We start from the raw sequence: 16,226 nt of genomic DNA on the forward strand, positions 1-16,226 counted from the left end.
GCTTCCTGGCATGATCGATATCCCGGACGGACCGGTTCCGGCAGGCGAGCTGGTGCTCAGCCTGCGCGGTGTTTCCAAGAATTTCGGCGCCGTTTCGGCACTCACCGACATCGATCTCGATGTCCATGCCGGTGAGGTGGTGGCGCTGGTCGGCGACAATGGCGCCGGCAAGTCGACGCTGGTCAAGATCCTGGCCGGCGTGCATCAGCCGAGTTCAGGCAATATCAGCTTTCGTGGCGAGCCGGTGACGCTTGCCGACCCGAGTGCGGCGCTGACGCTCGGCATCGCCACCGTGTTCCAGGACCTGGCGCTATGCGAGAACCTCGACATTGTCGCCAACATCTTCCTCGGCCGTGAACTCAGCCCGCTGCGGCTGGACGAGGTGGCGATGGAAGTGCGTGCCTGGACGCTGCTCAACGAGCTGTCGGCGCGCATCCCCAGTGTGCGCGAAGTCGTCGCGTCGCTGTCGGGCGGCCAGCGCCAGACGGTGGCGATCGCCCGCTCGCTTCTGCTCGAACCCAAGCTCATCCTGCTCGACGAACCGACGGCTGCGCTCGGCGTCGCGCAGACGGCGGAAGTGCTCAACCTGATCGAGCGTGTGCGCGACCGTGGCCTCGGCGTCGTCATCATCAGCCACAACATGGAGGACGTGCGCGCGGTAGCTGACCGCATCGTCGTGCTGCGGCTTGGCCGCAACAACGGCATCTTCTCGCCCGATGCCTCGAATCAGGAACTGGTCAGCGCCATCACCGGCGCCTCGAACAATTCAGTGTCTCGGCGCGCCGAGCGCCGGCAGGCGCGACAGGATCAAACCGTCCTGCAAGATCAAAAAGGGGAGTCACGCCCATGAGCCGCGACGTGCAACAGGCGGCCCCCGTGCCGCCGCAGCTCGACCGCGCCGATGTCCGCGTCAAGCACGAGGCGGGGATCGGCGGCGCCATCCGCAGGTTCTTCGACCGGGTCCGCTCGGGCGATCTCGGCTCGCTGCCGGTGATTGTCGGGCTGGTCATCATCTGGACGGTGTTCGCCAGCATCAATCCGATCTTCCTGTCGAGCAGCAATCTGGTCAATCTGCTGTTCGATTGCTCCACCGTCGGCGTCATCGCGCTCGGCATCGTCTGCGTTTTGATGGTCGGCGAAATCGACCTGTCGGTCGGCTCGATCAGCGGCTTTGCCTCGGCGATGGTGGGCACGCTGTGGGTCAACCAGGGCTGGCCGGTGGCGCTCGCCATTCTTGCCGCCGTCGCCGTCGGCGGCTTCATCGGCGCACTCTACGCGTTGCTGTTCAACCGGCTCGGCATGCCGAGCTTCGTCTCGACACTGGCCGGCCTGCTGGCGGTGCTTGGCCTGCAGCTCTACATCCTCGGCTCGACCGGCTCGATCAACCTGCCTTACGGCTCGAACCTGGTGAATTTCGGCCAGCTGCTGATGATGCCGAAGTTCGTGTCGTTCGGGCTGGCGGCCGTGCCCGGCATCGTCATGCTGGTCACCGGCCTGCGCACAGTCGCGCGCCGCCGCGCCGCCAACCTGTCGGCGCCCTCGACCGGCGGTCTCATCACGCGAGCGGCCGTCATCACGGTCATTCTCGAACTCATCGTCTTCTATCTCAACCAGGCGCGCGGCATTCCGTGGATGTTCGGCCTGTTCGTCGGCCTGGTCATATCAATGCACTACGCGCTGACACGGACCAAATGGGGCCGCTCGATGTCGGCGGTCGGCGGCAACCGCGAGGCGGCACGGCGCGCCGGCATCAATGTGCGGCTGATCTATTCCAGCGCCTTCGTGCTGTGCTCGATGCTGGCCGCTTTCGGCGGTGTGCTGTCGGCGGCCCGCCTGGCCTCGGCCAGCCAGCAGGCCGGCACCGGCGACGTCAACCTCAACGCCATCGCGGCGGCCGTCATCGGCGGCACCAGCCTGTTCGGCGGCCGCGGCAGCGCCTATTCGGCGCTGCTCGGCATCATCGTCATCCAGTCGATCGCCAGCGGCCTGACGCTGCTCGATCTGTCCTCGTCGCTTCGGTACATGATCACCGGCGCCGTGCTTGCCATCGCGGTCATCGTCGACTCGCTGGCACGCCGCTCGCGTGTCTCGCATGGCCGGGCCTGAACCTATCAACAGGAAGCAAGACATGAGCGAAGAACTGTCCGGAAAAGTTGCCGCCGTCACCGGCGCGGCATCAGGCATCGGCCTCGAATGCGCCAGATACATGCTGGCGGCCGGCGCCACCGTGGTGCTGGTCGACCGCGCCGAGGCGACGCTGAACAGCCTGTGCGCCGAACTCGGCCCCAAGGCGATCCCGCTGGTGATCGACCTGATGCAGCCGACAAGCGTCGCCAGCATGATGCCGCAGATTCTGGAGAAGGCCGGCCAGCTCGATATCTTCCATGCCAATGCCGGCGCCTATGTCGGCGGCGAGGTGGCGACCGGCGATCCCGACGCCTGGGACCGGATGCTCAATCTCAACATCAATGCCTGCTTCCGCTCGATCCAGGCGGTGCTGCCGCACATGATCGAACGCAAGACCGGCGACATCATCGTCACCAGTTCGATCGCCGGACTGGTTCCGGTGGTCTGGGAGCCGATCTACACGGCCTCCAAGCACGCCGTGCAGGCCTTCGTCCACACGGTGCGCCGGCAGGTTGCCAAGCACGGCCTGCGCGTCGGTGCGGTGGCGCCCGGCCCGGTGGTGACGGCGCTGGTCAGCGATTGGCCGAAGGCCAAGCTCGAGGAAGAACTCGCCGCCGGCGGCCTGATGCAGCCGCGCGAAGTGGCCGAGGCGGTCATGTTCATGCTGACCCGGCCGCGCAACGTGACGATCCGGGATCTGGTGATTTTGCCGCAGAGCAATGATCTCTGAGCGAATAGGGAATAGGGAGTAGCGAATAGGGAAGAATCCAACGACTTACCTATTCGCTATTCCCTACTGCCTATTCCCTAAATCGAAGGTTTCCCCCCAATGCCCCACTATCTCGGCATCGACGTCGGCACCGGCAGCGCGCGGGCCGGGGTGTTCGACCACACCGGAAACCTGCTTGCCTCGGCCAAGCAGGACATCGAGGTCTGGCGCGAGGCCGGCGACATTGTCGAGCAGTCGAGCAATGATATCTGGCGGGCGGTGTGCGTTGCCACCCGCGCCGCCGTCGCACAGGCTAAGGTAGCGCCCGAGGCGATCGCCGGCATCGGCTTCGACGCCACCTGTTCGCTGGTGGTGCTGGGCGAAGGCGGCGTGCCGCTGGCGGTCAGCAAATCGGGCAATGCCGAACGCAACATCATCGTCTGGATGGACCATCGCGCGGTCGAGCAGACGCGCCGCATCAACCGCAGCGGCGAGGCGGTGCTGAATTATGTCGGCGGCGTCATTTCGCCGGAGATGGAAACGCCGAAACTCCTGTGGCTGGCCGAAAACCTGCCCGCCACCTTCAATGCCGCCTGGCAGTTCATGGACCTCGCCGACTTTCTCACCTGGCGGGCGACCGGCAGCCTTGCCCGTTCGGTCTGCACGGTGACCTGCAAATGGACCTATCTGGCGCATGAAGACCGCTGGGACGAGACCTATTTCCGCAAGATTGGGCTTGGGAGCCTGGCCGACGAGGCATTCGCGCGCATCGGCACCGAGATCGTGCCGGCCGGTGCCGCCCTCGGCGGTGGACTGACCGCGCAGGCAGCGTCGGACCTTGGCCTAGTCCCCGGCATCGCGGTGGCCGCCGGGCTGATCGATGCGCATGCCGGCGGCGTCGGCACGGTCGGGGCGCGGGGCGACTTCGGCAGCGTGCTGTCGCGCATGGCCTATGTCTTCGGCACCTCGGCCTGCACCATGTCGTCGACCGCCGAGCCGGCCTTCGTCGACGGCGTCTGGGGTCCGTATTTCTCGGCCATGGTGCCGGGCCTGTGGCTGAACGAGGGTGGCCAATCGGCGGCCGGTGCGGCCATCGATCATCTGGTGCGCATGCACCCGGCGGCCGGCGAGGCGGCGGCCAAGGCACATGCCGAGGGGCTTAGCCTCAGCGCCTGGCTGTCGCTGCAGGCGCAAAGCCGCAACGGGGCCGCGGCGACGCCGGCGCTGGTCCGCGGCATCCATGTCGTGCCGGAATTTCTCGGCAACCGCGCGCCTTTCGCCGACCCGGACGCACGCGCCCTGATTGCCGGGCTCGATCTCGACACCAGTCTCGACAGCCTGGTCGGGCTCTATGTCGCCGGGGTCTGCGGGCTGGGCTACGGCGCGCGCCAGATCGTGCGGGCGGAGCATGACAAGGGCATTCCCGTCGACACCATAGTCGTCAGCGGCGGCGCGGGCCAAAGCCCGCTGGTGCGCCAGCTGCTTGCCGACACGACAGGCATGGTGGTGGCGGCGTCGACTTCGCCGGAGCCGGTGCTGCTCGGCTCGGCGATGCTCGGCGCGGTCGCCGCCGGAACCTATAGGGATGTGGCGACGGCGATGGCCGGCATGTCGGAACTCGGCGACTTCTATCATCCCAATGCTGCGCTGGCCGACTGGCACGCGAAGCGCTTCGCCGCGTTCGAACTGCTGCAGCAAGCCGGTAAGGCGATCCGAGGCTGAGACAAGCGGCTCCTGTCCGGCTCCGTCAGGAGCGTGGCGAACACCGCTTGGCGATGACGTCGGAAGCGGCAGCTTTGTTCCGTCGCGACGAGGGCAGGCGACAGGACCAGGAGGCCCTATGGCAGACGACAAAGCGCCCGTGCCATTCGCATCGGATGAAGTGCCGTGGACCGAATGGTCCGATGTGCCGCGCTTCGGTGTGCGCTACCGGCATCTTTCGCAGGCCGCCCTCGGCGAGAATTACCATGTTGGCGTGGCGATCGAGGAGCTGCCGCCTGGCAAGCAGACCTCGCCGGCGCATTACCACATTTTCGAGGAGGAGCATGTCTTCATCCTCGAAGGGATGCTTACCGCGCATGTTGGCGACGCCCCCTATGCGATGAAGGCCGGCGATTACATCTGCTTTCCGGCGGGTGCGGCGGCGGGGCATTGCCTGATCAACACCAGCGACGCGCCGTGCCGCTATGTCATCGTCGGCGAGCGCAACCCGAACGACGTGGTCGTCTACACCGCCTCCAACAAGGTGCTGGTGCGCGCGCTGGGCAGCCGCGCGATCTTCGATCTCTCGGCAACCCGAAGCTATTGGGACGGCGAGAACACCGGCCTTGCCGCCGGCGACCCCTTGCCGTCGGATGGGATGGCCGGAGTCACCAAGGCAGCAGCCACTCCGGTCCCGCCGGTCGCCAGCGATGCTGTCGAGTGGAAACAGGAAGGCGAGGGGGCGCGGTTCGGTGGTCAGTCCAAACACCTCACCTATGCCGCCTTGGGACGGCCCGACTATCATGTCGGCATGTTGATCGAGGCGCCGGCCCCCGGCATGCGCCTGGCGCCTAGGCACTACCACATGCTGGAAGAGGAGCATGCGCTGATCCTGGAAGGGCAGGTGACGCTGCTGCTTGGCGATGAGCGCCACGAGATGAAGGCCGGCGACTATGTCTGCTTTCCCGCCGGTTTGGCGGTCGGGCATTCCTTCCTCAACAGCGGCACGGGACCGTGCCGCTATCTGATGATCGGCGAGAAAAATCCCAACGAGGTCTGCGTCTATCCCGATTCCAACAAGATGGCGGTCGACGCCTTGCGCCGGCGCGACGGCATTTTCGACATGGCTGCGGTGAGGCGGTACTGGGATGGTGAAGAGACGGAATAAGACGCTCCAGCCGCACCGATATCGCGCGCTGAAGCTGTTTGTCGTGATCTCATTGAACAGACTGGATGAGCCATAGGAGAGCCAGAAGGTTGGCGAGCGATGCGCCGGCCGGGCCGAAGGTTTTCATCCGATCGTCGATCGTGGCGCCTATGACGGCATCTCCAGCCTGCACGAGGATCGTTGTCCAGGCGATGGCCTCAAGCCATTCCGTCGAACCCGTAAAAAATGGCACGGCGCTTACGACCACCAAAGCTGCGCTGCGTGCACAGCCGTACAATGCCACCGTCCGGGCGCTGCCGGTTTCGTTCATGACGGCAGCCAAGGAGAAACCGAGACTGACAACCGCGCTGAGAGCTGTGACCAACGCGCAAACGATGAAGGGTGCGAACATGAGATTCCATGGCTTGTGTCAGGGACATCTTACTCGAATAGCCACCAGTGAGGAGATCAAGATTTTTCACGGCCTGCCGCCCCTCGGTTACAATGCCGACGCGGTCACATTCAGGATGGCGTCAACCGCGCTCACAGCTCCTTCTGCGCCAGCTCCCTGAATTCGTCGGGCACCGAGCGCGCCGCGTCCAGCGCCACCGTGCCGTAGCCGACCGCCTGTTTGCCGAAGCGCTCACGGATCTTGTCGATGGCGCGGTCGGCGCCGAAGCGTGCCAGGCCCTTCTTCGTGCCGGGACGGCGTTTCTCGTCCGCGAGGCCGAGCGGCAGTTCGAGCTGTAGCTCGAGGCTTTCCTCCAGGTGCGATACCGAGATCGCCAGCAGCGAGATCGTCTTCTCCTGGCGGTGGTCGGCAAGCACGCCGCGCACCAGATCGCCGGCGATCTCGGCCAACATCGTTGTCGCCGAGATCGGCTGGTCAAGGGTGATTGAGCGGGTGACGGCGCTGAGACCGGCAAAGCGCACGCGCACCGTCACCGTGCGGCCGGGCCGCGCCTTGGCGCGCAGCCGGCTGGCGACGCGGTCGGCCAGATGCAGCAGAGTGGGCACGATGACATCAGCCACGGCGGGCTTCTGGCCAAGCGCCGATTGCGCACCGGCCGAATGCGCCCGGCGCTTCGTCTCCAGTTTCCGCGGGTCGCGGTTCCAGGACAGGGCGGCGAGCTTCTCGCCGGCGGCGGGACCAAGCAGCCGCGTCAGCGTGCCGCTGTGCGTCCTGGCCAACTGGCCGATGGTCTCGACGCCGATTTCGCCCAGCCGCGCTTTGGTCGCCGGGCCAACGCCCCACATCAGCCCGACCGGCAGATCGTGCAGGAAGGCGATCTCCGTGCCAGGCTCGACGACGACCAGCCCGTCGGGCTTGGCCACCTGCGAGGCGATCTTGGCCAGATGCTTGGTGCGTGCCACGCCGATCGAGATCGGCAGGCCGAGTTCGGATCGCACGCGGCGGCGGATGGTCGTGGCGATCTCTTCTGGCTGCCCGAACAGATGCGTGCAGCCGGCGACATCGGCAAAGGCCTCGTCGATGGAAATGCGCTCGACCAGCGGGGTGAAATCGTCGAGCACTTTTATCGCCGCGTCGCCCAGCCGCTGGTAATGGCTGAAATTGCCGCCGACGAAGATCAGCTGCGGGCAAAGCTCACGCGCCTTGCGCCCCGGCATGCCGCCGCGCACGCCAAAGGCGCGTGCCTCATAGGAGGCAGCGAGCACAACGCCACCGCCCACCGCGATCGGCTTGCCGCGCAGCGACGGGTCGAGCAATTGCTCGACCGAGGCATAGAAGGCGTCGAGATCGGCATGCAGGATGGTGGCTGTCGTTTCCATCCCGACCGCACATCCGCAGTTGCTGATAGATCTGAACAAATAGAGAACAAAGGCGGATCATTGTCAAGTGGAGAGCGATTTGTGCAGCAAAGAGCCGCGCCGGTTCGGCTTGAGCGCCCTGCCTAGACAATATGCTCGGCCCTCAGCGCCGTTTTCATCTGTTCCAGCGCCGCCTCGCCACCGGCCGTCAGCTCTTCGGCGATGCGAGCCAGCTTGTCGTCGGCCTTGCGGTGCTTGCTGCCCCAGGCGCCGAGCGTCGCCAGCACTGGCAAGAGGTCGATGCCGGCTTCGGTCAGCCGGTAGACCGTCTTCAGCCCATGCGTCGGGTCGTCGCTTCTGGTGAGGATGCCTTCGTCCTGAAGGGTTTGCAGCCGCTCGGCCAGCGTGCGCGAGGAGATACCTTCGTCGGATTGCAGGAATTCGCGAAAATGCCTTTTTCCGGCGAAGACCAGGTCTCGGATGATGAGCAGCGTCCAGCGGTCGCCGACGAGTTCGAGCGACAGGTTGATCGGGCAGCCGGATTTTTCGCGCGTCGACATCTATGGTTCCATTTTTAAATCACTTTACTATTGACACCATTTTGGCCGTGCGTCAATGCTTCCAAATGTAAACCATATAACGTTGATCGCGACGGCTCGCCGGACGCACGCTTTGAGCAGGGACAAACCGAGGAGAATGATGATGAGAAAGCTGATCCTTCAGATGCAGATGTCGGTCGACGGCTTTGTCGGCGCCAATGAGGACCATCCCTGGCAGCTCTGGGAATGGGGTGACGAGAGCGCCTGGGACGGCGAGCTGAAGCAGGACTTCAACGCCGTCTTCGCCGGTATCGACACCATCCTGCTCAGCCGCAAGATGGCGCAGGAGGGCTATCTCACCCATTGGGGCAACGCGGCGAAGAAATTTCCGCGCGATCCGTTCTATGCCTTTGCGCAACGCATCGTCGACGCCCGGAAGGTGGTGCTGAGCGACAAGCTCAAGCAATCGGCCTGGGAGCGCACGAGGGTGGCCAGCGGCGACCTGCCGCGTGAGGTCAGCGCGCTGAAGGCGGGCGAGGGCAGCGACATGGTCGTGTTCGGCGGGGCAGGTTTCGCGTCGGCGCTGATCGCGGCCGGATTGGTCGACGAGTTCCAGTTATTCATCAACCCGGCGGTGCTGGGCGCCGGACGCCGCATCTTCGACCAAGGTGGTTTCAAAACCCTGCGCCTGCTCGGCTCGAAGGCCTATGCCTGCGGCATGGTGGTCAACCGCTACGCATCGGCGAGATGAGGAAGGCGTGAAAGGCATCCGCCGACAAAAAATGTTTGGATGGAATCCTTTGCCCGCGTTTCTTCGTCTTCAAGGTGCGGTCGCCTGACAGGCAAGCCGCGACAATCCCGAACGGAGAGAGAAGATCATGATCCTGGTGACAGGCGCCACGGGCCTGAACGGCAAGTCGATCGTGCGGGAGTTCGCACGGGAGAACCATGAGGTGAGGGCACTGGTACGAGATCCGGCCCGGGCATCGGCGGCGGGCCTTGACGAGCTTGCCGGTGTAGAACCGATCGAGGGCGACATGCGCCGGCCTGAAACGCTGGGCGCCGCGCTCGACGGTGTCGACCGCGTGCTGATGATTTCGACCGCCGCTGAGGACATGACGGAAACGCAGTGCCGCTTCATCGATGCCTGCAAGCAGGCCGGCGTTGCCCATGTGGTGAAGTTTTCCGGCGCGGAATCCAACATCGGCTATGACGCAACGAAATTCCGCTTCACGCGCATGCACGAGGAGACCGAGCGCTATCTGGAAGGGGCAGGCATGGCGTGGACGCATCTGCGCCCCAGCCAGTTCATGCAGGTCTATCTGCGCGACGCGCCGGCCATTGCCGCCGAGGGTGCGTTCACTCTCGCGCTCGGCGATACCGAACTGTCGCCCGTCGACGTCGAGGACATCGCCAAGGTGGCCTTCCGACTGTTGCGCGATGGCGGCCACGAAGGCGAGAGCCTCGACATGACGGGGCCGGAGGCACTGACCATGAGCGACGTGGCGGAACGGATATCACAGGCGATCGGCAAGCCGGTCCGCTATGTCGACGTCAGCCCTGAAGTGCGGCGGAGAAATCTGCTCGCCTCCGGGATTTCGCCCGGCTTCGCCGATGCGCTGGACGAACAGCTGGCGGAGCGGCTGCGGCGGCCGAAATCGCGGGTGCATCTGGCGACGCACGAGATGTTCGGCGTGCGGGCAACACCGTTTATCGAATTCGCCCGGCGTCATGCCGCGATGTTTGGCGGCAAGGGTTAACCGCGCTCCGTGAAAAAAGCATTCGCTGCGACGTATCCTTTTTGCCCACTCGTTCGTCCTAGGCTTCGAAGGTCGCGCGGCCCGCGATCCGCAATCCCCAGGAGACCATCATGGCAAGCGTACAGAGCGAGGCAAACAGGAACCACTACGCGGCGATCGCCGACAATGCGGGCAAACTGACCAGCCCGCAAGCGATCATCGACTTCAACGACACGCATTGGACGGCGCTGACCGGCGAACCGGGCGGCGTCGACTATATCGAGGTCGATGCCGGCGGCGTGCCGGCGATGTGGATCGCGCCGAAGGGCGCCGACGAGGGGCGTGTGCTGTTTTATGCGCATGGCGGCGGCTTCATCGGCGGCTCGATCTACACGCACCGCAAGCTGGTTGGCCATCTGGCCAAGGCCGTGGGCTGCAGGGCGTTGCTCTACGACTATCCGCTGGCGCACCAGGCCAAGCATCCGGGGCAGCTCGAGGCGGCAATGACCGCCTGGAACTGGCTCATCGACCAGGGCTTCGACTCCGGGCGGATCGTGATCGCCGGAGATTCCTCCGGCGCGGTCCTGACCTATGGAGTCCTGCAGCGGCTGCGGGCCGAAGGGCGGCCGCTGCCTGCCGCGACGCTGATCATCTCCGGCTGGTTCGACATGGCGCTGACCGGCGCCAGCTACGAGACCAACCGCGAGAAGGACCCGGCCTTCGCAAAGGCCGCCGTCGACTGGCTGGTGACCAACTTCATCGGTGACGGCGACCGGCTCGATCCGGAGGTCAGCGCTCTCTATGCCGACCTCACCGGCTTTCCGCCTGTGTTCCTGCAGGCCGGTGCGGATGAGACGCTGGTCGACGAAAGCCGCATGTTCGCCGAGCGCGCCAGGCAGGCTGGGGTCGAGACACGGCTCGACGTCTTCGAGGGCATGTTGCACTCATTCCAGATGATGGCAGGCCGGGCGCCGGAAGCCGACGACGCGATCGGCCGCTTCGCCACCTGGGTGCGGCCGAAACTGGGCCTGTCAGCTACGCGTGACAAAGCTGCCGGCGACAGGGCAGCATGAGCATGCGCTGGCTGGTCGCATCGTGCTTCGTGCTTGTGGAAGTGCTGCACTCGCGCAATGGTGTAGTGACGCTGACCGACGTGCCGCTATGAACCAGCAGATCCGCAAATCCCGTGAAACGAGGCGAGGCATGCAGCCGCGCCTCGTCCCCGAAGGCCTGTTCGATCTGCGCTACGCAGCGTTCCTTGAGACGGTGTCGCATCTGCGTATCAAGCTGCACCGGTACTGCGCGCGCATGACCGGTTCGGCCCTCGACGGCGAGGACATCATGCAGGAGGCGCTGTTCGAGGCCTATCGCAAGATCGAACAGCTCGACGATGCGCAGGCGCTGCGGCCCTGGCTGTTCCGCATAGCCCACAACCGCTGCATCGACTTTATCCGCAACAGCCAGGCGCGACAGCGGGCCGAGGCCGGCTATGCCAGCGACGAGATCGTGCTGCCTGTCGAGCCCGCCGGTCCCGGCGCGGGCCGCGCCATCGAGCGACTGGTCGTGCACCTGCCGCCGAAGGAGCGCGCTTGCGTGCTGCTCAAGGATGTCTTCGACCATTCGCTTGAGGAAATCGCCGAGCTGGTCGGCTCGACATCAGGCGGTGTCAAATCGGCGCTCAACCGCGGCCGCGCCAAGCTCGCCGCCTTGCCTGCGCAACAGGCCGCGGCACCGGCACACGACCCCGAACTGGCGCGGCTGCTCGATCGCTATGTAGAATTGTTCAACAGGCGAGACTGGGACGGCGTGCGGGCAATGGCTAGCGCCGATGCACGGCTGCGGGTCTCGGACTGCTACAACGGCTTGCTGTCGGGCTCGCCCTACTTCGTCGAATATGAGCGCGGCGAGCCTTGGCGTATGCGGCAAGGAGCGATCGAAGGGGAGATCGTGCTGGTCGTCGACAGGCTGCATCGCGAGGAATGGCGGCCGGCGTATCCCGTGCGCATCCATACCGATGGCGGCGTCATCGACCGCATTGCCGACTACTATGCCTGCCCCTGGATACTGGATTTGGTCTTCGAGGACGCAGGATGAAGCGCGGCCTTCCCTTCTCCCACAAGGGGAGGAGGGAGAAGCGCTCACTTCGCGTCATGAAAAATGATGCCGACCGTGTGGCGCATGCCTGAGCGCAAGCGGCTGACGCCGTGGCGCAGATTGACGCGGTAGTTGCCTTTGGTTCCCTGCACCGGTCGGTTGTGGACGGCGAAGACAACGGCATCGCCCTGGCACAACGGCACCACTTCGACCCGGCTCTGCATACGCGGCCGCTGTTCGGTCAGCGCGAACTCGCCGCCGGTGAAATCCCTGCCCGGTTCGGAAAGCAGGATCGCCACCTGCAGCGGGAAGGCGAGGTCGCCATAGAGGTCCTGGTGCAGGCAGTTGAAGTCGCCAGGCACATATTGCAGCAGCAGCGGGGTCGGCCGCGTCTGGCCGGCGGCATGGCACTGTTCGAGAAACGCGGCATGCGTCGCCGGGTAGCGCATGGCTTGCCCCATGCGCTCGTTCCACCGATTGGCGACCTCGGCCAGCCTGGGATAGAGCGCGCTGCGCAGGCCGCCCAGCAGGTCGGGCAAGGGGTAGCGGAAGTAGCGGTACTCGCCCTTGCCGAAGCCGTGCCTGGCCATATGGATGTGGCTGCGGAAATGCTCTTCCCGGGGATAGAGGCCGGCGATCTGCCGGCACTCTTCGGGCGACAGCAGCTTTTCGATCACCGCACAGCCGAAGCCGTCGAGTTCGGCGGCAAGGGGCGGCCAGTCGTACCCGCCAACGCGCGTCTGAGCGGCTTCGACCACCGATGGGGCAATTTTGGCACGGGCGTTCATATCGCAGCCTCCTTGTTAAGCAGGGCACGCATGCGTTCGACACCCCAGCGGTAGCCAGCCAGCGTGCCGTCGGCGCGGACAACGCGGTGGCAGGGAATACCCAGCGCGATCGCATTGGCCGCACAAGCCGTCGCCACGGCGCGGGCGCCGTTCGGCTGGCCGAGACGCCGGGCCAGTGCGGTGTAAGGGATGGTTTCGCCGCATGGGATGGTGCGTAGCACATCCCAAACACGCTGCTGGAATGGCGTGCCGTGGCGCATGTCGAGCGGCAAGTCGAGGCCGATGCTGGGCGTCTCGATGAAGCGCGCGATTGCCGCGAGATCGTCGCGCAAGGTGGTCTCGTCCTCGACCAGCACCTTGCCGGAGAAGCGATCGCCAAGGTCCTGCTCCAGCGCGTCAGCGTCCGAGCCGATCAGGATGGCGCAGACGCCGATGTGGCTGCGCGCAGCCAGGATGTTGCCGATCGCGGATTCGCCGATGGCGTAGGCGATGGTGTCGAGGGCGTCGTGGACGGTCGCCCGTGCGGCCATTTGAGTTTGCATGAGGTTCATTGCCTTCACTCCTTTGTCTGTGAGTGAACCCTACAGAGACGGCTTCTCGCGCTCACTCCGGTGCTTGCTTTCAAATTCGAATCTCAGGATCTGAGGATGAACGGCGAAAGGTAAGCGCTCTACGGCGCCCCCTCTGTCCTGCCGGACATCTCCCCCACGAGTGGGGAGATTGGCCGTCACGACGGCCTTCGCCAATCTTCAACGTCGCAAGAAGAGAGCCGGCGCCAGAACTGCCAATCTCCCTCCTTGTGGGGGAGATGTCCGGCAGGACAGAGGGGCGCGCCGTAGAGCGCTGATTTTGAACCGTTCTCACGCGACACGGGTGACAGCGAGTTCCCCCAGCACGAACACCTCACCGGTCAAAAGCCGCAGCTCGATATCGCCGGTCGCGGTGCGGCTCCACTCGGCTTTGCCGTCGTCGACCATTTGGCCGATGGCGGTCATCACCCGTGATTTTGCGTCAGGGGCGCGCCGGCTGCCGGCAGCTTGGGTCTGGCTGGTCGCATCGGCGGTGGGAGACCTTGTCATCGTGCGCATTGCCGGTCCTCGTCAGGCCCGTACCGGCAGGTTGGCATTGTCGGACGACGACGCCTCACGGTCGAGCAGTGCGCGTTTGCGCTCCGCGCCCCAGGCGTAGCCGGACAGGGCGCCGTCTTTGCGGATCACGCGATGGCAGGGAATGGCGACGGCAAGGCTGTTGGCGGCGCAGGCGGCGGCGATGGCGCGGGTCGCCTTCGGCGCGCCGATGCGCTGCGCGATCTCGGCATAGGAAAGTGTGCGGCCTACGGGGATGTCCTGCAAGGCCTGCCAGACGCGCTGCTGGAAGGCGGTGCCGCGCACGTCGAGCGGCAGGTCGAGGCCGAGCGCCGGCACTTCCACGAAACCGACGACGCGGGCGACCAGCGCCTCATAGTCGCGGTCGCCGCCGATCAGCCCTGCCTTGGGGAAACGGTCCTGCAGGTCGCGCACCAGCGCGTCGGGATCGTCGCCGAGCAGGATCGAGGCGACGCCCTTTTGGCTGGAGGCGACCAGGATGGCGCCGAGCGAGGATTCGCCGACAGCGAAGCGGATCTCTTCATGGGCGCCGCCGGCGCGATAGCGCGTTGGCGTCATGCCGAGCATGCCGGTCGATTTCTCGTAAAAACGCCCGCTTGAATTGAAGCCGGCGTCGTAGATCGCCGTCGTGACGCTGGCGCCGTCTTCCAGGCCCTGGCGGACCCGGGCGGCGCGGTGCGCGGCGGCGAAATCCTTCGGCGTCAGCCCGGTAACGGCCTTGAAGATACGGTGGAAATAACCGGCGCTGCGGCCGGTGGCATCAGCCAGTTCAGCCAGCGACGGTTCTTCTTCGCTCTGCTCGATCCTGCGGCAGGCAGCGGCGACCATCGCCGCCTTGCTGGCCTCGAGCGACGGGCCATCCGGGTTGCAGCGCCGGCACGGGCGAAAGCCGGTCGCCCTGGCCTGATCGAGCGTGCCGTGCAGCTGCACATTCCTGGGGTTGGCGCGCCGCGATGGGCAGGAAGGCCGGCAATAGACGCCGGTCGTCGCCACCGAATACCAGAACTCGCCGTCGGCCGACTTCTCGCGCGCAACGATACGCGCCCAGCGCGGATCGTCGGCAACCGGCAGCGGCGCGGACTTCAGATTCTTGGCCAGGGTGATGAACATGACCGCATTGAAGCCGCCAAAAGCCCGCCTCGCCACCCGTTTCCCGCCAAGCGCCACCAATCGCCCACGTCGAGTGCTCGCTTCGCTTCCTAAGCCGCACGCTTGGGTTCCACCGCGAACGGGCTGAGCCCGAGCCAGGTCTGCATCTTCCTGCCGATGGCCTGGTTGCCGGTCAGGGCAACCTTCGCACCGGCTTTCTCGACGGTCAGCAATCCCATCCAGATCGCCGTCATCGTGTGCAGGTCGGTCGAGACGTAAAGATCGACATCGAAGCCCGGATCGTACCAGCACAGATCGACCTCGCCGTGCTTCTCGACGATCAGCCACCACGACCGTTTGGACGCTGGTAGCTCCTGATATAGAAATTGTATCACCGTGCGCCCCTCGGGCAGCGGCGAAGGGTTCAGATTGCGCCGCATGTCCCACATCAGCAGCGACGGATCGAGGTTCTTCAGCGACAGCCGGGACTCGACCCATTTCTGCCCCCAGAAGCCCATTGCTTCGACGACCGGCCGCAAATCCCGGCCGGCTTCCGTCAGCCGATATTCGAATATCCCTTTTTCGCCCAGCACTTCCTTGCGCTCGATGATCCCAGCCAGTTCAAGTTCCTTGAGCCGTTGCGACAGAAGGGTCGGCGACATTTTGGGGACGCCGCGGCGCAGGTCGTTGAAGCGGGTGGAGCCCGCCACCAATTCGCGCATCAGCACCATCGTCCAGCGGGTGCACAGCACCTCGGCGGCCATCGATAGCGGGCAGAACTGTTTGTATCCGTGCTGGGCCATGATCTCTGTCCCTCCCTCGAACCTGGGTCGAACATTAGGCCTTCATGAATGAAGCGGCCAGTACGGAAACTGTACTACCCCAGTACAGATCGCGGACTGGCTGGCGAGGGGCCTGCCATGCGAGCCCTTTGGCCGGCTGCACCGGATACCCTGTGCACCGCAACCAGGAGACTACCATGACCGCTTACGTCATCGCAGACATCAAGATAAACGACCCGCAGTGGGTGCCGGCCTACGCCGCATCGGTGCATGATCTCGTCCACAAGCATGGCGGCAGGTATCTGTCGCGCAGCGGCAATGTGAAGACGCTTGAAGGCAAGCCGCTCGACACCACGCTGATCGCCCTGATGGCGTTCCCGTCGGAGGCGGCGGCGCGCGCCTTCACCAACGATCCGGCCTACGCGCCCTTCGTTTCGGCCCGTCAGGGCGGCAGCGACAGCCGTTTCCAGGTGATCGACAACACCGATCTGGCCGGAACGATCCCGTATTTGCCGAAGGGATGATCCTTCCTGGCAGTCGTCACAGCGATTTCGGGATCTCCAAGCAACAACAGTCACAGCGCTTGCCTGCCGGGCCTCCGTATTTTCGGCGGCCGGCCAGCTGTGCTTTTTCAA

General features: G+C 65.1%; 18 protein-coding genes. 10 read left to right on the forward strand and 8 right to left on the reverse strand.

Features of this window, described 5'->3' with window-relative positions:
• The first annotated feature begins 10 nt into the window (after positions 1–10).
• The 5 genes from ASD99_RS03720 to ASD99_RS31780 all read left to right on the forward strand — a co-directional run bounded on the left by ASD99_RS03720 (position 11) and on the right by ASD99_RS31780 (position 5,705).
• The gene (locus ASD99_RS03720) at positions 11–850 is read left to right on the forward strand and encodes an ATP-binding cassette domain-containing protein (RefSeq protein ID WP_057142774.1); all 840 of its coding nucleotides are present in this window, start codon (positions 11–13) and stop codon (positions 848–850) included.
• Positions 847–2,106 (forward strand): sugar ABC transporter permease, encoded by a 1,260-nt coding sequence (locus ASD99_RS03725; RefSeq protein ID WP_056591862.1) that lies wholly within the window; start codon positions 847–849, stop codon positions 2,104–2,106. The genes ASD99_RS03720 and ASD99_RS03725 overlap by 4 nt, the downstream gene beginning before the upstream one ends.
• 22 nt (positions 2,107–2,128) lie before the next feature.
• The gene (locus ASD99_RS03730; RefSeq protein WP_057142820.1) at positions 2,129–2,857 is read left to right on the forward strand and encodes an SDR family oxidoreductase; all 729 of its coding nucleotides are present in this window, start codon (positions 2,129–2,131) and stop codon (positions 2,855–2,857) included.
• 99 nt (positions 2,858–2,956) lie between these two features.
• Positions 2,957–4,558: an FGGY-family carbohydrate kinase gene (locus ASD99_RS03735; RefSeq protein WP_057142775.1), complete on the forward strand. Its 1,602-nt coding sequence runs from the start codon at positions 2,957–2,959 to the stop codon at positions 4,556–4,558.
• Between the two features lie 118 nt (positions 4,559–4,676).
• A complete protein-coding gene (locus tag ASD99_RS31780; RefSeq protein WP_082583143.1) occupies positions 4,677–5,705 on the forward strand; it encodes a cupin domain-containing protein in 1,029 nt (342 codons plus the stop codon).
• Between the two features lie 49 nt (positions 5,706–5,754).
• Here ASD99_RS31780 and ASD99_RS03745 read toward each other — a convergent pair whose 3' ends face one another.
• The 3 genes from ASD99_RS03745 to ASD99_RS03755 all read right to left on the reverse strand — a co-directional run bounded on the left by ASD99_RS03745 (position 5,755) and on the right by ASD99_RS03755 (position 8,014).
• Entirely contained in the window at positions 5,755–6,096 is a 342-nt protein-coding gene (locus ASD99_RS03745) for a hypothetical protein (protein ID WP_200950964.1), read from the reverse strand.
• Positions 6,097–6,227: 131 nt separating this feature from the next.
• A complete protein-coding gene (dinB, locus tag ASD99_RS03750; protein ID WP_056591872.1) occupies positions 6,228–7,475 on the reverse strand; it encodes a DNA polymerase IV in 1,248 nt (415 codons plus the stop codon).
• A gap of 122 nt (positions 7,476–7,597) precedes the next feature.
• Positions 7,598–8,014: a winged helix-turn-helix transcriptional regulator gene (locus ASD99_RS03755; protein WP_057142776.1), complete on the reverse strand. Its 417-nt coding sequence runs from the start codon at positions 8,012–8,014 to the stop codon at positions 7,598–7,600.
• 142 nt (positions 8,015–8,156) lie between these two features.
• Here ASD99_RS03755 and ASD99_RS03760 point away from each other — a divergent pair, with 142 nt between their 5' ends.
• The 4 genes from ASD99_RS03760 (at position 8,157) to ASD99_RS03775 (ending at position 11,826) form a co-directional block, all read left to right on the forward strand.
• On the forward strand, positions 8,157–8,744 hold the full coding sequence (locus tag ASD99_RS03760; protein WP_056591877.1) for a dihydrofolate reductase family protein: 588 nt from the start codon (positions 8,157–8,159) through the stop codon (positions 8,742–8,744).
• A gap of 127 nt (positions 8,745–8,871) precedes the next feature.
• Positions 8,872–9,753, forward strand: a complete 882-nt coding sequence (locus ASD99_RS03765) for an SDR family oxidoreductase (RefSeq protein WP_056591880.1) — start codon at positions 8,872–8,874, stop codon at positions 9,751–9,753.
• Between the two features lie 110 nt (positions 9,754–9,863).
• On the forward strand, positions 9,864–10,805 hold the full coding sequence (locus ASD99_RS03770; RefSeq protein WP_056591881.1) for an alpha/beta hydrolase: 942 nt from the start codon (positions 9,864–9,866) through the stop codon (positions 10,803–10,805).
• Positions 10,806–10,935: 130 nt separating this feature from the next.
• On the forward strand, positions 10,936–11,826 hold the full coding sequence (locus ASD99_RS03775; protein ID WP_244482952.1) for a sigma-70 family RNA polymerase sigma factor: 891 nt from the start codon (positions 10,936–10,938) through the stop codon (positions 11,824–11,826).
• Positions 11,827–11,870: 44 nt separating this feature from the next.
• Here ASD99_RS03775 and ASD99_RS03780 read toward each other — a convergent pair whose 3' ends face one another.
• The 5 genes from ASD99_RS03780 to ASD99_RS03800 form a co-directional block, all read right to left on the reverse strand.
• Positions 11,871–12,614 (reverse strand): 2OG-Fe(II) oxygenase, encoded by a 744-nt coding sequence (locus ASD99_RS03780; RefSeq protein WP_056591887.1) that lies wholly within the window; start codon positions 12,612–12,614, stop codon positions 11,871–11,873.
• Complete coding sequence (locus ASD99_RS03785; protein WP_057142777.1) at positions 12,611–13,165, reverse strand: methylated-DNA--[protein]-cysteine S-methyltransferase; 555 nt, start codon at positions 13,163–13,165, stop codon at positions 12,611–12,613. The genes ASD99_RS03780 and ASD99_RS03785 overlap by 4 nt, the downstream gene beginning before the upstream one ends.
• Before the next feature lie 309 nt (positions 13,166–13,474).
• Positions 13,475–13,702, reverse strand: coding sequence for a hypothetical protein (locus ASD99_RS03790; protein WP_057142778.1), 228 nt, complete (start codon positions 13,700–13,702; stop codon positions 13,475–13,477).
• Positions 13,703–13,714: 12 nt separating this feature from the next.
• Positions 13,715–14,830, reverse strand: coding sequence for a bifunctional DNA-binding transcriptional regulator/O6-methylguanine-DNA methyltransferase Ada (gene ada / locus ASD99_RS03795; RefSeq protein ID WP_057142821.1), 1,116 nt, complete (start codon positions 14,828–14,830; stop codon positions 13,715–13,717).
• Between the two features lie 89 nt (positions 14,831–14,919).
• Entirely contained in the window at positions 14,920–15,612 is a 693-nt protein-coding gene (locus ASD99_RS03800; RefSeq protein ID WP_056591898.1) for a winged helix-turn-helix transcriptional regulator, read from the reverse strand.
• Between the two features lie 176 nt (positions 15,613–15,788).
• On the opposite strand from ASD99_RS03800, the gene ASD99_RS03805 reads away from it, so the two are divergent.
• Complete coding sequence (locus ASD99_RS03805; RefSeq protein WP_056591901.1) at positions 15,789–16,115, forward strand: DUF1330 domain-containing protein; 327 nt, start codon at positions 15,789–15,791, stop codon at positions 16,113–16,115.
• Positions 16,116–16,226: the final 111 nt, after the last annotated feature.

This window comes from Mesorhizobium sp. Root695, assembly GCF_001428185.1.
Classification (GTDB): domain Bacteria; phylum Pseudomonadota; class Alphaproteobacteria; order Rhizobiales; family Rhizobiaceae; genus Mesorhizobium.